The following is a 13,468-nucleotide window of genomic DNA, read 5'->3' on the forward strand; positions in this document are numbered from 1 at the left end:
ACATGGCCATCAGCAAGCCGCTGCCCGAACGCATGCGCCCCGACGATGTGGCGCAGTTCTTGGGTCAGAGCCATCTGGCGGATCGGCTGCGTTCATTAATGCAGGCCAAGCGCCTGCCCAGCCTGCTTTTTTTCGGCCCTCCCGGCTGCGGCAAATCCACCCTGGCCCTGCTGCTGGCTAAATCCACGGGTAAAAAATATCTGCGGCTCAGTGCGCCCGAGGCGGGTTTGCAGCATTTGCGCCGCGCTCTGGCCGGGGTGGAAATTCTGGTGCTGGACGAACTGCACCGTTTTTCCAAAGCGCAGCAGGATTTCTTTCTGCCCTTGGTGGAATCGGGCGAGCTGACCCTGCTGGCCACGACCACGGAAAATCCTTCTTTCAGTGTCACCCGCCAGCTCCTTTCTCGCCTGCATGTGCTGCGCCTGCGCCCTCTGGGCCGGGCTGAGCTGATGCAGCTGGCGCGGCGCGGCGCGCAGGATCTTCAGGTAGAGTTGAACGATGAGGTGCTGGACCTGTTGGCGGGAGTGGCCCACGGCGACGCCCGCAGTCTGCTCAATCTTGTGGAATACGTGGCCGCCCTGCCCGAGGACAAGCGTGACCTGGAGCAGATCAAGGCAGCCCTGCCCGAAGTGCTGGTCCGCCACGACAAAGACGGCGACAGCCATTACGAACTGGCCTCGGCCCTGATCAAATCCATTCGCGGCAGCGATGTGGACGCGGCTCTCTACTATTTGGCCTGCCTGCTGGAAGGCGGCGAAGACCCCCGTTTCGTCTGCCGCCGCCTGATTCTTTCCGCCTCAGAGGACGTGGGGCTGGCCGACCCCGGCGCTCTGCCCCTGGCTGTGGCCTGCCAGCAGGCCGTGGAGTTCGTGGGCATGCCGGAAGGTTTCATCCCCCTCGCCGAAACCGTGGTCTATCTGGCCCTGGCCCGAAAAAGCAACGCCTCCTATGCGGCCTACCTCAATGCCGCGCGCGAGGTGAAGCTCAACGGCGCACGGCCCGTCCCCCTGCATCTGCGCAATCCTTCCACACAAATGCAGAAGGAATGGGGCTACGGCAAGGAATACAAATATCCCCACAATTACCCCGATTCCTGGGTGGAACAGCCCTATCTGCCGCCCGAACTGGAGGGCAGGCGCTTTTACCAGCCGCGCGACAACGGCGAGGAGCCGCGCCTTTCCCAGTGGTGGCGCAAAATCCATAAAATCAAAAAGACGGATGAGCAGTCATGATCCCCCAGCATGTTGACGGCGTTTTTCTTGAAAAATTCCTCACCGGCGACGTTTACCGCAGCCCGGAAGTCCGGGCGGGCGCGTTCAGCCGCCTGCTGCCCTCGCTCTCCTTTTACAGCCGCCTTTTTCTGGGGCCCGTTCGCTGGCTCTGCCGTCGGGCCTCTCAAGGCAGATGCGACGACGCTGCCTGGGTTTATGCCAGTATCTGGACGGCGGATCTCATGGAACGCATGGGCTGCCCCATTGAGGTGGAAGGCATGGACGCCATCAATGCCGTGGACGGCCCCTGCCTCTTTGTGGCTAACCACATGAGCACTCTGGAAACGTTCATGCTGCCGGGCATGATTCGCCCAAGACGCCCCGTGACCTTTGTGGTTAAGAAAAGCCTGACCACCATGCCCTTTTTCGGCGCGGTAATGCGCTCGCGCGACCCCATCGTGGTAGGCCGGGTTAACCCCCGCGAGGATCTTTCGGCCGTACTGAACGGCGGTGTGGAACGTCTCAAAAAAGGCGTTTCCATCATTGTTTTTCCGCAGAGTACGCGGTCCAGCGTCTTTGACGAGCGGCATTTCAACAGCATCGGCGTCAAGCTGGCCCGGAGGGCCGGGGTGCCCATCGTGCCGCTGGCGCTCAAGACGGACGCCTGGGGCCAGGGTAAAAAAATCAAGGAGCTGGGACCGGTCAAGGCGGGCATGACTGTACGGTACCGTTTTGCCAGACCCATATGCGTCCAGGGCCAGGGCAAGGAAGAACACACCGCCATCTGCAACTATATTTCCAGCACCCTGGCCGTCTGGCAGGAACGGGACGGCATCAACCGCTGACCTGTCGACCCGGGCCCGGCTGAAAAATTCTCCGTGGCCGCAGCCTGACAGGCGTGCGGCACCCGCCCTGCACGGCAAGTGCGGCATATGCAATGAAAACGCAGAGACGAGCGGAGAACGCTGAGACTGAGCCGGAGATTTCAGAAATAAAAATCAACCCCCCCCGCATATATAGTGATATGCCCCCATCAAGGTAGACAAAGTAAAAAAGCCCCTCTAGGTTCAAACTTTAGAACCCTGATGGGGGCTTGCATGGCAAACGGAAAGAAGACGACTTATTTGCCCTCCTTCAAGGAAGAAACTGTACGGCGCTACCTTGAAGGAGGGCGAAGCTATCAGCAGTTGGCGGATGAGCTTGGCCTGAAAGACAAGAAAACACTCCGTGAATGGGTAACCAAATTTCAGCGATGCGAATCTCTCGAAGATGGACGCGGCAAGGCAACGGGTTCTCGCAGAGGGAGACCTCGCACTCAATTCGCATCTGTTGAAGAAGAGTTGTCCTATGTGAAGGCGGAACGTGATTACTTAAAAAAGTTATATCGCTCCAGATTCGGGCACGAATGGGGAGCAGACAAAAGTGGCAGCATTTCAGAATAATTGATGAATTGCGGACGCGGCATTTGTTGTCAATTTTGCTGTCTTATTCGGGATTATCCAGGTCTGGATATTATAAATGGAAGAAGAGTGTACCCAAGCAAGACAACAATGAAGATATCGTGGAGTACATTAAAGCGATTCACTCATTACGCCCCTTCTACGGATATCGTCGTATAACGACAACTTTGCATCGTGAAGGGCTTATCGTAAATCATAAGCGAGTTCATCGTTTGATGCAAGAACTTGGCATTCAATCGGTTATCCGTAAAAAACGCCGTTACGTTGGCAAATCGGGCAGTATTGTGTTTCCGAATCTCCTTGGCCATGACTTCAAAAGCGATGTTCCCGGTAAAAAACTTGCGACAGATATCACCTATCTGCCGACAAGCTCCGGTTTTATTTACTTGTCGGCAGTGCAGGATTTGCACAACAACGAGATTATCGCATACAGCCTCTCAGCCAGAAATGACCTTGAACTGGTGCTTGCCACACTGTCTAGACTTCCGGCCATGCCTGGAGCCGTGTTGCACTCTGATCAGGGCTTTCAATACACCCACAAGACATATCAGGAACGGCTTGGCAGTTTGCAGATTCTTGGCAGCCATTCCCGTAAGGGGAACTGCCTGGATAACGCCTGTGCGGAGTCATTCTTCTCTCATCTCAAAACAGAATTATTTACAGACAACCAACCGTTACCCAAGGATGAAACTATTGCCTTGGTAGAAGCATATATCCTCTTCTACAACAAGGAACGGTTTCAGAAAAGGCTCGGCCAGCTTTCCCCGGTAGAGTACCGAGAAAAGCTGGCCGCGTAATCGTTGCCCCGGGGGATTTTTACCTGTCTACTTGACAGGGGTCAGACCATTAGCGGGTGGATTTCTGTTTCTCTCGCAAACGCTCGCTCAACTGGCTAAAGCCCCTTATGGAAAAGGGCTTGCGTGGATACGCAAGCCCTGAATTTCCTGGTCGGGATGGCGCGATTTGAACGCGCGGCCTCAGCGTCCCGAACGCTGCGCTCTAGCCAAGCTGAGCCACATCCCGTTAAGAAAGGCACTTTACGCCGGACGAATACATTTGGCAAGGCTTTTTTTTGTTTGTCAAATCAACCCTCCTGGCGTAACATGGCCGATGTATTCTCGGAACGCGGGAAAACTTCATTCCGGAGCGAGCGTTTTTATGATCCGTGTCCTTGTTGTGGATGATTCAACTTTCATGCGCCATGCCCTGGTTTCCCTCTTGGAGCAGGATCCGGAAATCAAAGTGGCCGGTACGGCACGCGACGGCCAGGAGGCTCTGCAGAAAGCCGGAGAGCTGGATGCCGACGTCATGACTCTGGATGTGGAAATGCCGCGTCTTGACGGCCTGGCGACCCTTCAGGAACTTATGAAAACGCACCCCATGCCAGTGCTGATGGTCAGTTCGCTCACGGAAAGCGGCGCTGAAAGCACCTTGAAAGCCATGGAATACGGGGCTCTGGATTTTATTCTCAAAACCATGAGCAACGACCGCGATTGTTTCGGGGACGAGTTGCGTCGCAAGGTCAAGGCGATTGCCCGTAAAAAAACCATCGTGAAGCTGAAATACCGCCGCATCAACCATATCGTGCAACCTCTTGCCCATCGCAGCCAACCTTCGCAACCTGCGGACTATGTCCAGACGCCCTGCCACGGACCGCGCGATCTGGTGGTCATCGGCGTTTCCACGGGCGGACCGCCGGTCGTGCAGAAAGTTCTTTCCGCCCTGCCCGCTGATCTTCCGGCCTGCATCCTCATCGCCCAGCATATGCCGGCGACCTTTACCGGTCCTTTTGCCAAGCGCCTGGACAGCGTATGCAAAATCTCGGTTTCCGAGGCGGTCAACGGCGACAAATTTAAAAACGGCCACGCCTATGTCTGCCCGGGCGGCAAGCATATCGGCGTGCGCATGCGCGGCCCCCTGCCCGAAGTGGCCGTGACCGATGAGCCGCGCGACGCGCTGTACAAGCCCACAGTCAACGTGCTCATGGAAACGGCGGGGCGCTGTCTTGGGCGCCGTACCATGGGGGTCATGCTCACGGGCATGGGTTCCGACGGTTGCGAAGGGGCCCGTATTCTCAAGGAAAAGGGTGGCTGCCTCATTGCCCAGAACGAGGCATCCTGCGTGGTCTACGGCATGCCCAAGGCCGTGGTGGACGCCAGACTCGCCAATCTGATTCTGGATGCCGACGATATAGCTCAAGCCATTATCTCTACGGTCAAAGGCTGACCCGTATTTCATCAGGATACCCCACTATGAGCATGGAAAATTCGCAATACAGCGCGGCGCAGATTCTCGAAGCCCTTCGATCCGGTGATAACGACAACGCCCGCAGCGCGGCTTTCAGCGCGGGCGATATGGGCATGGAAGAGGCTGTGCCTCTGCTCTGCGAACGAATCAAAAGCGAAAACATCGGCGTGCAGGAAGCCGCGGAATACGGCCTGCGCAAAATACGCGGGCCGCAAGCCATTGAGGCTTTGCTGCCTTTGCTGCGTAGCGACGAAGCGCCGGTGCGCAATGTAGCCATGGACATCCTGCGGGAAATCGGGGTGGACAGCATTGAAAGCATGCAGCCCTACCTCCGCGACGACGATCCCGACCTGCGCATCTTCATCGCCGATATTCTGGGTTATTGCCGCAGCCACCAGTCCGCGCTGCTGCTCGGCGACGCGCTGCTCAAGGATCCGGAAGTCAATGTGCGCTACCAGGCGGCCGTCAGTCTGGGCAACCTGGCCTTCCCCGAGTCCGTGGGCGACCTCTGCCAGGCCATGCACGATGAGGAATGGGTGCAGTTTGCCGTGGTGGAGGCCCTGGCCAAAATCAAGGATCCGTCAGCCATCAACGCTCTGGTGCAACTGCTGCCGCAATCTTCCATGCTGGTCAGCTCGGCCATCATTGACGCGTTGGGCGGTCTGGGCGACATCAAAACCATCCCTCTGCTGTTCAATTCTCTGGAAAACGTCAGCGTGATTCTGCGCCACAAGATCGTCAAGGCCATTGTCCAGATTCTGAGCGGGCGCTCGCTCTCCCTCCTGGCCGCCAAATCCCAGGAGCGCCTGCGCGCCTACCTCCTGGATGCGCTTTCCGACAATGACGAGGATATTCAGATGGCCGCCCTGCAGGGCCTCAGCGCCATTGGCAAGGAAGAGGCCAGCAGCGCCATCCTCGACTTGGCATCTGAGCTGGACCCGGAACGTAAGGCCGAGCTGTATGAAGCCGCCATCAGGGCCCTGGCTTCCATCGGCTACAACGATATTGTGCGCGACGCCTTGCGCAGCGCGGACGAAAATCGGATCATGATCGCCATGGAAGCCTGCCAGCTCATGGACGACCACCGCCCGGTGGAGGAAATCAAGAACCTCTTCTGGCGCGTGAGCCGCGAACTGCAACGCGCCGCCGTGGCGGAAGTGGCGCAGTTGGGCAGCTGCGACGATATGCCCTTCTTTCTCTCCATCATCGACGAATGCGAAGACGCCGAAGTGCTTAAAAGCGCGCTGGTCTTTTTCGGCAATCAGCATACCTGTCCGGACGTGGAGGACGTGGTCTTCAGCCAGCTCGAACACCGCTATGTGGACGTGAAGGAAATGGCCCTGGAGGCTTGCATCAACCTGCACAGTTCCAAGTTGAACGAGCGCTTCAAAGAGCGCTTCCGCAGCGACGATGCCATACAGCGCATGATGGCCGTGTATGCTCTGGGGCGTTACAGCGTGTCCGAGAACCTTTCGGAAATCACGGAAGCTTTGGAGGACGCGGATCCCGCCATCCGCCGGGTGGCGGTGGAGTCCTTTCTGAATATGGGGGGCGCGGCGGAGCGCTATCTGCCTCGCCTGCTGCCCCGGTTGTTTGACGAAGACAAAGATGTGCGCGTGGCACTGGTGGATCTTCTGGGGCAAATCGGCACATCGGCGGTCATGCCGCATCTGGTCACCGCCCTCAGGGATGAGAACGACTGGGTACGTATCCGCGCCATTGAAGCCTTGGGCGTGAATAAAAATACCGAAGCCGTGCCCACCCTGGCGCAGATGCTGGAACACGCGAGTCCCATGATCGCTTTTAAGATCATTGAAGCGCTGGGCAGGATCGGCGGCAATGTCGCCTTCAGCGTATTGCTGGGCATGATGGATCACGAAGATCTCGAAATCCAGCATGCGGCGGCTGATGCCGTGGCCGCCATTCAGGCGGAACAGGAGTAATTATGGCTACCCCTCCCACGCTTTTTCCCAAAACGTCCTTATTCAAAAACGGCGAATCGGACTCCAAGGCAGAGGCTTCCGAGAATAAGCCCGGCGCTCAACCCGCCGCCACGGGCGCGGCGGAGCGGCCCACCTCGCTGTACAAGCCCAGACAGCCATCCGCGTTTTCCGGCGCCGGACAAAACCAGCCCGGATCGGCTTTCAGAACGCCTGCCCCGGCCGCTGACGCACCTGCGAGCTCGCCGTTCAGATCCGCGCAAAGTACACCCGCCGCTCCCCAGACCGGCACGCGCCCGTTTTCCACTTTCCGACCCGCCGGTCAGACGCCAGCGGACAGGCAGAGCCAGACGACGTCTCGTTCCCTTGCCAAGCCTGCCGCCAGGGCGGACGGAACAGCGCGTCCTTCCCTGCTCCGTCAGCAGACCGCCGAACCCCAGCGCCCGACGCTGCAGCCCGGTTCGGCCTTCCGGCCACAGGGGCAGACGGTTCCCGCGTTCCGGGCCACCTCGCCCTTTCGCAAGGATTTGCAAATTTCCGACGAGGAATTCGTGCTGCTGCGCGATTTCATCTATCTGCAATGCGGCATCTTTATTGCCGAAAACCGCAAATATCTTGTGGAAAACCGGCTCTCCAACCGGATCAAGGAACTGAACCTCAAAAGTTATAATGAATATTACAATTTTCTGCGTTTCGACGCCAATCGGCGCAAGGAGCTGAACAAACTCTTTGAGGTGGTCACCACCAATGAAACCAGTTTTTTCCGCAATCCACCGCAACTGGAGGTCTTCCAGAAGTCCGTGCTGGCTGAAACCCTGGAGCAATGCAGAAAGTCCGGCCAGAAGAAGCTGAGAATTTGGTCCGCCGGCTGTTCCACGGGCGAAGAACCCTACACGCTGGCCATCATCCTGCATGAGGTGCTTAAGAGCGACATCCGCACTTGGGACATCAAGATCACGGCCAACGACCTTTCGGAAGCCGTGCTCGCCGCGGCCCGGCGCGGCGTGTACAATGAATACGCCCTGCGCACCACGCCCAAGGAAATTGTCTCCACCTACTTCGGGAAGGAAGGCAATCTTTACAAAGTGGACCCCATGCTCAAGCGGCTCATCTCCTTCGGGCAGATCAACCTGAGCGACAAGGAACAGCTCCGGCGGGTGGAGAAATCGCAGATCGTATTCTGCCGCAACGTCATCATCTACTTTGACGACGAAATGAAGCGGAAGGTCATCAATGCCTTTTACGATAATCTGGAACCCAGCGGCGCGCTGCTCATCGGCCATTCGGAATCGCTGCACAATATCAGCCGAGCGTTCCAACTTGAGCATCACAAGGGTACAATCGTCTACCGCAAACTGGGTTGATGCCATGCCGTCATGGGCGCGAGAATTCTGGCCATAGCTAATCAGAAAGGTGGGGTGGGCAAAACCACCACATCCTTGACGCTGGGCAGCGCGCTGGCACGCCGAGGTAAAAAGATCCTGCTACTGGATCTTGACCCGCATGCCTGCGCTACGCTGCACGCCAAGATTTATCCGGAGGAACTGCGCACCAGCCTGTATGATATTTTTCTGGCGCGGGACGGCACTTGGCCTGAAATCTGGCCGGAGCTCATCCGCCCGGCGGTCTTGCAGGGGATGGATATCGCGCCGGGAAGCATCCGTCTTTCGGAGCTGGAAGTGGATTTTCGGGAGCGCCGCGCCAAGGGCAGCGTACTGGCCCGCAGCTTATGCAGCCTCACGGACGGCTATGACTTTGTGGTGCTGGATTGTCCGCCGCATGTGGGCATTTTGCTGGTCAACGCCCTGGTGGCGGCCGACCTGCTGATTATCCCCATTCAGACGGATTTTCTGGCTTTGCACGGCCTTAAATTACTGTTTGACACATTGCACACGTTGAACAAGGTGCTGCCGACTCCCGTCCGTTATCGGGCGGTGCCCACCATGTATGATAAAAGGGCCAAGGCCTGCACCAGGGTGCTGGAATTGATGCGGCGCAAAATGGGACATGCCCTCTTCACAACAATCATCGGCGTGGACACGCATTTTCGCGAAGCCAGCGCCTTGGGCTGCACTATTTACGATATTAACGCGCAATCCAGGGGCGCGCTGAGTTATGACGCCCTGGCTGAGGAAGTGCTCGGTTTATGGTAAAGACGCCGGAAGAATATTTTTCCGACCAGTGCTTTGAGGCACTGGATTCCCGTTGCACGCACGACGGGTTGAGCGACGCTGAACAGGCTTTCGTCCAGAAGTATCTCGGCAATGACGCTCTGGCCGGTCTGCCCGTGTTGGAACCGGACGCGGCGTTGCCGGTCGCCGGAGAGGCAGCGGCGACGACGCAACAGCTTTCACTGAAGCAAAGGTTGCGCAACGAAGCCCGCGTTCAGATGGTTTCATTTTTTGTGCGGGAGCAGACCTTTCTGTTGCCCGTGACGGCCATTCAGGAAGTATTGCGGCATATGCCACTGGTCAGGCTGCCCTTGGCCCCGCAGTTTGTGGCCGGGGTCGTTAACTTGCGCGGGCGCGTAACTCCCCTGCTCCATCTGGACGCCCTGCTCACCCTGGAGCGGGACTATCGCTACACGCCGCAGAGTTTCATCATTGTCTGCACCGCTGAACAAATGCAACTAGGTCTGATTATCGACAAAGTGCAAACTATGCATACTGTTGAACAAGATAAAATAACCTGGAATGCCGAAGTTCAGCTGGGCACCAGTGCGGATTTTTTATGCGGGATAGCCGATATAAATGATCATGTATGCGGCATTCTTGCTCCTGACATGATTGTACAAAAACTTCTTGCAACCTGATATGCTGTGTTTTTGCATCATTACAAATAATTTTTTCAGAAAGACCTGCTTGCAAAAGTGACAAAGACTGACTAACGTGTCCAGATATATTCCGGAATCCATGACAGTCCCACATATGACGGACAGGAACGAATTATGCCTAAACACATTATGGTCGTTGATGACTCCAAGACCATCCGCAATCTGGTGGCTTTTGTGCTCAAGTCCGAAGGCTTCAAAGTCAGTACCGCCGAAGACGGGCTGGACGCCATTGAAAAACTGTACAGCCTTGAGCCGGTGGATTTGATCGTCTCAGACGTCAATATGCCGCGTATGGACGGTTTCACCTTCATCAAGACCATTCGCACGCAGGACGCCTATAAGGACATCCCCATCATCGTGCTTTCCACCGAAGGCCAGGAACAGGACATCCAGACCGGCATGAGCCTGGGAGCCAACCTGTACATGGTCAAACCCGCCCAGCCGGAAAAAATGGTCCGGAACATAAAGATGCTTCTTGGCTAGCCGATAAGAAAAGCAGTATGTGCCCCACCTGGAGCACTTCTGCTCTTTCAGCCAAACGAAGGTATGGGTATGAGCCAGGAATTTTTTGATCCGGAACTTTTCGCGGATTTTATCGCTGAAGCCAAGGAACACCTCGAAACCATCGAGCCGAATCTGCTGGAGCTTGAAAAAACTCCGGACAACTTGGCCTTGCTCAACGATATTTTCCGGCCCATGCACTCTCTCAAGGGAGCTTCCGGCTTTCTGGGCTTGAACCGTATCAACCAGCTGGCTCACAAATCCGAAAATATCCTGGATGAACTGCGCAAAGGCAGCATGGTGGTGACCTCGGAGATCATGGATGTAATCCTGGCCTCCACGGACGCCCTGCGCCAGATGATCGACAATCTCGAAGTCACCAATGCCGAAGGCGATGTGGAAATCGAGCACATCATGGCGCAGATCGAAGCCATTATGGCCGGCGACAGCACGCCCCAACCGGAACCCGCCGCGCCGCAAGAGGCCGCGCCTCCGATGGGAGACACTCCGCTTGCCGCCGAAGCTCTCGAACCGGTGGCGAAAGCCGAGGCATCGGCACAGTCTGCAGGAAGCCCGGCTGAAGACAATGACAGCCCGGGTCTGAGCACCAAGGAATGGGTCGCCGCTCTGCCCTGTCGCGAGTCCTACGCGCTTACCGCTTTTGGCGAAGGCCATCTCAAGGATTTCATCGACGAATCCTATGAAATTATCGCGAGCCTGAATGACGGGTTGCTGGAACTGGAAGAAAACCCCACCGGCCGGGACGATCTGGTCAACGATCTCTTCCGTTTTTTCCACAACATGAAGGGCAACAGCGGCATTATCGGCTACAATGAGCTCAATGCCCTGACCCATGAAGCCGAAACGCTGCTCAACAATGTGCGCCAGGGCAAAATCACGCCCAGCCATGAGCTTATTGACCTGCTCCTGCTGGTTGCGGACGTGATGGAAGGCCTGGTGCAAAAAATCGAGGTCGCCAGCGGCCAAGCCACGCCTTTCGACACCAGCCCGGTCATCAAACAGTTACAGCAGGTTCTGGCCGGGGGCGCTATTTCTCTGCCCGAAGAATTGCTGGCTGCCCAGAACGGGACGCCCGGCATGGCGGACAACGGCAGCGACACGCAGGACGAGGTTCCGGAAAAAGAGGCCGCGCCTGTGGAAGTGGTCAATCCCACCATTATTCCCGTAGGTTCCGAGGGCGACGACGCCGAAGTTTTTCGCGTGACGGTGCGCCAGCAGATCGAAATCATCCGCGCCGCTCTGGCAACCCTGCAAAAAGACGGCAGTCACAAGGAATCCATAGACGCTGTATACCGTTGTCTTGTCGCCGTCAGAAACGCCTGCAGCTTTGTGGGCCAGACGGAAATCAAGGTCTACGCTGAACGCACGGCGGGCATTGTGGATCAGGGCCGCGTCAGCGGCATTGATTTCGGACTGATGGTTGACCTGCTGAGCCAGGAAGTAAGCATTATCGACGATATGGTGCAGAAGGCGCTGGATGAAGGTAAAATCAGTGCTGACGCGGGTTCATCCGCCCAGACTCCCGAAGCCTCTTCCGCACCCGAGACCTCTCCCAAGACTTCCGAAGTTCAGTCGACTTCCGCCGTAACGGCGACCCCCAAGCCGGAGTCGGCCAAGCAGCAATCCGCTCCCTCGCCTGCCGGAGAAGTCAAAACCGAGCCCACGCCTAAAACTTCGGCGCGACCAAACCCATCAGCTCCCTCCGCTCCGGCCCCAGCCGCCCAAACGGCTCCCGCCCCCGCGTCGGCCGCCGCCAAGCCCAAACCCATGACTTCCGCCGCAAAGGCAGCGGCGGCTGCCGCTCCGGCGGGTGAAGCGCACAAGAGTTCCTCCACTATCCGCGTAGATCACGAGCGCCTTGATCATTTGATGAATCTGATCGGCGAGCTGATCATCAACCGTAACCGTTACACCCTTATTGCCCGTTCCCTTGAAGGCGGCGGCGAGAACGTGAATATTTCGGAAGTGGCCCAGAGCCTTTCGGAAACCACCTACGCCATGGCCCGTATTTCCGACGATTTGCAGGACACCATCATGAAAGTCCGCATGGTGCCCGTTTCTTCGGTCTTTTCGCGCTTCCCCCGCCTGGTCCGCGACCTTTCGCGCAAAAGCGGCAAGGAAGTCGATCTGATCATGGAAGGCGAAGAAACGGAACTGGACAAGAGCGTGGTGGAGGTTATCGGCGATCCTCTGGTGCATCTGATCCGCAACTCCGTGGACCACGGCATTGAATCGGAAGACGTGCGTCTTGCTGCGGGCAAGGCGCCCAAGGGCAAGGTCACCCTGCGCGCCTTTCACAAGGGCAATTCCGTCGCCATTGAGATTGAAGACGACGGCAAGGGCATTGACCCGGATAAAATGCGCGAAGTAGCTATCCGCAAGGGCGTCATCACGCCCGAGGAAGCGGCTCAGCTGGATGACCGTGAGGCCATGGAACTGATTTTCGCGCCGGGCTTCTCCTCCGCCGAAAAAATCACGGATATTTCCGGGCGCGGCGTGGGCATGGACGTGGTGCGCACCAACATCAAAAATCTCAAAGGCAGCGTCAACACCTATTCCGAAGTGGGCAAGGGCACGCGCTTCACCTTGAGCCTGCCGTTGACCCTGGCGATCATCGACGCTCTGATGGTCAATGTGTCCGGCCAGATGTACGCCATTCCGCTGGACGCCGTGTCGGAAACCACCAAGATAGAATTTGAACGTCTCACCGACGTCAAGGGACGTAAGGCCGTCACACTGCGCGGCGAAGTGCTGGGCATTGTGGAACTTTCGGAAATGCTCGGCCTGCCGCGTACCGACCCTCTGCCCGATGTCCTGTCCGTGGTGGTCATCCATGATAATGAACGCCGTCTGGGTCTGGTCGTGGATCAACTTCTGGAACGCCAGGAAATCGTCATCAAACCCCTGGGTGCGTATCTTGGCGATCTCAAAGGCATTTCCGGGGCCACTATCATGGGCGACGGCTCCGTGATTCTGATCCTTGACCCGCATGAGATCTACCTCATGTCCACCTCCAAGGCCGTGAGTATGGGGCCTGGCGGAGACCAGGGCAAACAGCAGCAACAATTTGCCGCCACGGCAAAGCAATAACAATGAAGGGGAGCTCAAGCTCCCCTTTTCATCTGTCGCCCCTCTCATTCCTCCCCTGTGGCAGCAGAAATTCAAGCCGCTCGCGCATAGCGTGACAGGCGCGGGTGCTTACACGTTTTTCCATGATCGCCGGACGCGAACAAGCCAACCACCTTCCTAAAGAAA

General features: G+C 57.2%; 12 protein-coding genes and 1 tRNA gene. 11 read left to right on the forward strand and 2 right to left on the reverse strand.

Annotated elements, in window-relative coordinates:
* The first annotated feature begins 2 nt into the window (after positions 1–2).
* From HMPREF0326_RS10530 to HMPREF0326_RS10540, 4 genes are all read left to right on the forward strand, one after another.
* Positions 3–1,232, forward strand: coding sequence for a replication-associated recombination protein A (locus tag HMPREF0326_RS10530; protein ID WP_008683912.1), 1,230 nt, complete (start codon positions 3–5; stop codon positions 1,230–1,232).
* Positions 1,229–2,056, forward strand: coding sequence for a lysophospholipid acyltransferase family protein (locus HMPREF0326_RS10535; protein ID WP_008683911.1), 828 nt, complete (start codon positions 1,229–1,231; stop codon positions 2,054–2,056). Before HMPREF0326_RS10530 ends, HMPREF0326_RS10535 begins: the two co-directional genes overlap by 4 nt.
* 252 nt (positions 2,057–2,308) lie before the next feature.
* Positions 2,309–2,653: a transposase gene (locus HMPREF0326_RS17620; protein ID WP_198012620.1), complete on the forward strand. Its 345-nt coding sequence runs from the start codon at positions 2,309–2,311 to the stop codon at positions 2,651–2,653.
* Positions 2,617–3,468 (forward strand): IS3 family transposase, encoded by an 852-nt coding sequence (locus HMPREF0326_RS10540; RefSeq protein ID WP_035072983.1) that lies wholly within the window; start codon positions 2,617–2,619, stop codon positions 3,466–3,468. The genes HMPREF0326_RS17620 and HMPREF0326_RS10540 overlap by 37 nt, the downstream gene beginning before the upstream one ends.
* A gap of 148 nt (positions 3,469–3,616) precedes the next feature.
* Here HMPREF0326_RS10540 and HMPREF0326_RS10545 read toward each other — a convergent pair.
* Positions 3,617–3,694, reverse strand: a tRNA-Pro gene (locus tag HMPREF0326_RS10545).
* Positions 3,695–3,829: 135 nt separating this feature from the next.
* Here HMPREF0326_RS10545 and HMPREF0326_RS10550 point away from each other — a divergent pair.
* Complete coding sequence (locus tag HMPREF0326_RS10550) at positions 3,830–4,897, forward strand: protein-glutamate methylesterase/protein-glutamine glutaminase (RefSeq protein ID WP_008683908.1); 1,068 nt, start codon at positions 3,830–3,832, stop codon at positions 4,895–4,897.
* Between the two features lie 26 nt (positions 4,898–4,923).
* Positions 4,924–6,861 (forward strand): HEAT repeat domain-containing protein, encoded by a 1,938-nt coding sequence (locus HMPREF0326_RS10555; RefSeq protein ID WP_020990516.1) that lies wholly within the window; start codon positions 4,924–4,926, stop codon positions 6,859–6,861.
* 97 nt (positions 6,862–6,958) lie between these two features.
* Here HMPREF0326_RS10555 and HMPREF0326_RS16845 read toward each other — a convergent pair whose 3' ends face one another.
* Positions 6,959–7,165 (reverse strand): hypothetical protein, encoded by a 207-nt coding sequence (locus HMPREF0326_RS16845; protein WP_147568416.1) that lies wholly within the window; start codon positions 7,163–7,165, stop codon positions 6,959–6,961.
* Between the two features lie 220 nt (positions 7,166–7,385).
* On the opposite strand from HMPREF0326_RS16845, the gene HMPREF0326_RS15580 reads away from it, so the two are divergent.
* The 5 genes from HMPREF0326_RS15580 (at position 7,386) to HMPREF0326_RS10580 (ending at position 13,303) form a co-directional block, all read left to right on the forward strand.
* A complete protein-coding gene (locus HMPREF0326_RS15580; protein ID WP_050801240.1) occupies positions 7,386–8,222 on the forward strand; it encodes a CheR family methyltransferase in 837 nt (278 codons plus the stop codon).
* Between the two features lie 12 nt (positions 8,223–8,234).
* Positions 8,235–9,011, forward strand: coding sequence for a ParA family protein (locus tag HMPREF0326_RS10565; RefSeq protein WP_008683902.1), 777 nt, complete (start codon positions 8,235–8,237; stop codon positions 9,009–9,011).
* Between the two features lie 68 nt (positions 9,012–9,079).
* Positions 9,080–9,670 carry a chemotaxis protein CheW gene (locus HMPREF0326_RS10570; protein ID WP_232224929.1) on the forward strand — a complete coding sequence of 197 codons (591 nt, stop codon included), beginning with the start codon at positions 9,080–9,082 and terminating at the stop codon, positions 9,668–9,670.
* 135 nt (positions 9,671–9,805) lie between these two features.
* Positions 9,806–10,174, forward strand: a complete 369-nt coding sequence (locus HMPREF0326_RS10575; RefSeq protein WP_008683895.1) for a response regulator — start codon at positions 9,806–9,808, stop codon at positions 10,172–10,174.
* 69 nt (positions 10,175–10,243) lie between these two features.
* The gene (locus HMPREF0326_RS10580; protein ID WP_009301563.1) at positions 10,244–13,303 is read left to right on the forward strand and encodes a chemotaxis protein CheA; all 3,060 of its coding nucleotides are present in this window, start codon (positions 10,244–10,246) and stop codon (positions 13,301–13,303) included.
* Positions 13,304–13,468 lie beyond the last annotated feature (165 nt).

The sequence above is a fragment of the Desulfovibrio sp. 3_1_syn3 genome, assembly GCF_000145315.2.
GTDB classification, from domain to species: Bacteria; Desulfobacterota; Desulfovibrionia; order Desulfovibrionales; family Desulfovibrionaceae; genus Desulfovibrio; species Desulfovibrio fairfieldensis.

Coding starts and splice junctions, on each gene's coding strand:
- HMPREF0326_RS10555 (WP_020990516.1), top strand. CDS start 4,924: ATGAGCATGGAAAATTCGCAATACAGCGCGGCGCAGATTCTCGAAGCC.
- HMPREF0326_RS10540 (WP_035072983.1), top strand. CDS start 2,617: ATGGGGAGCAGACAAAAGTGGCAGCATTTCAGAATAATTGATGAATTG.
- HMPREF0326_RS10565 (WP_008683902.1), top strand. CDS start 8,235: ATGGGCGCGAGAATTCTGGCCATAGCTAATCAGAAAGGTGGGGTGGGC.
- HMPREF0326_RS10575 (WP_008683895.1), top strand. CDS start 9,806: ATGCCTAAACACATTATGGTCGTTGATGACTCCAAGACCATCCGCAAT.
- HMPREF0326_RS10550 (WP_008683908.1), top strand. CDS start 3,830: ATGATCCGTGTCCTTGTTGTGGATGATTCAACTTTCATGCGCCATGCC.
- HMPREF0326_RS17620 (WP_198012620.1), top strand. CDS start 2,309: ATGGCAAACGGAAAGAAGACGACTTATTTGCCCTCCTTCAAGGAAGAA.
- HMPREF0326_RS10535 (WP_008683911.1), top strand. CDS start 1,229: ATGATCCCCCAGCATGTTGACGGCGTTTTTCTTGAAAAATTCCTCACC.
- HMPREF0326_RS10530 (WP_008683912.1), top strand. CDS start 3: ATGGCCATCAGCAAGCCGCTGCCCGAACGCATGCGCCCCGACGATGTG.
- HMPREF0326_RS10580 (WP_009301563.1), top strand. CDS start 10,244: ATGAGCCAGGAATTTTTTGATCCGGAACTTTTCGCGGATTTTATCGCT.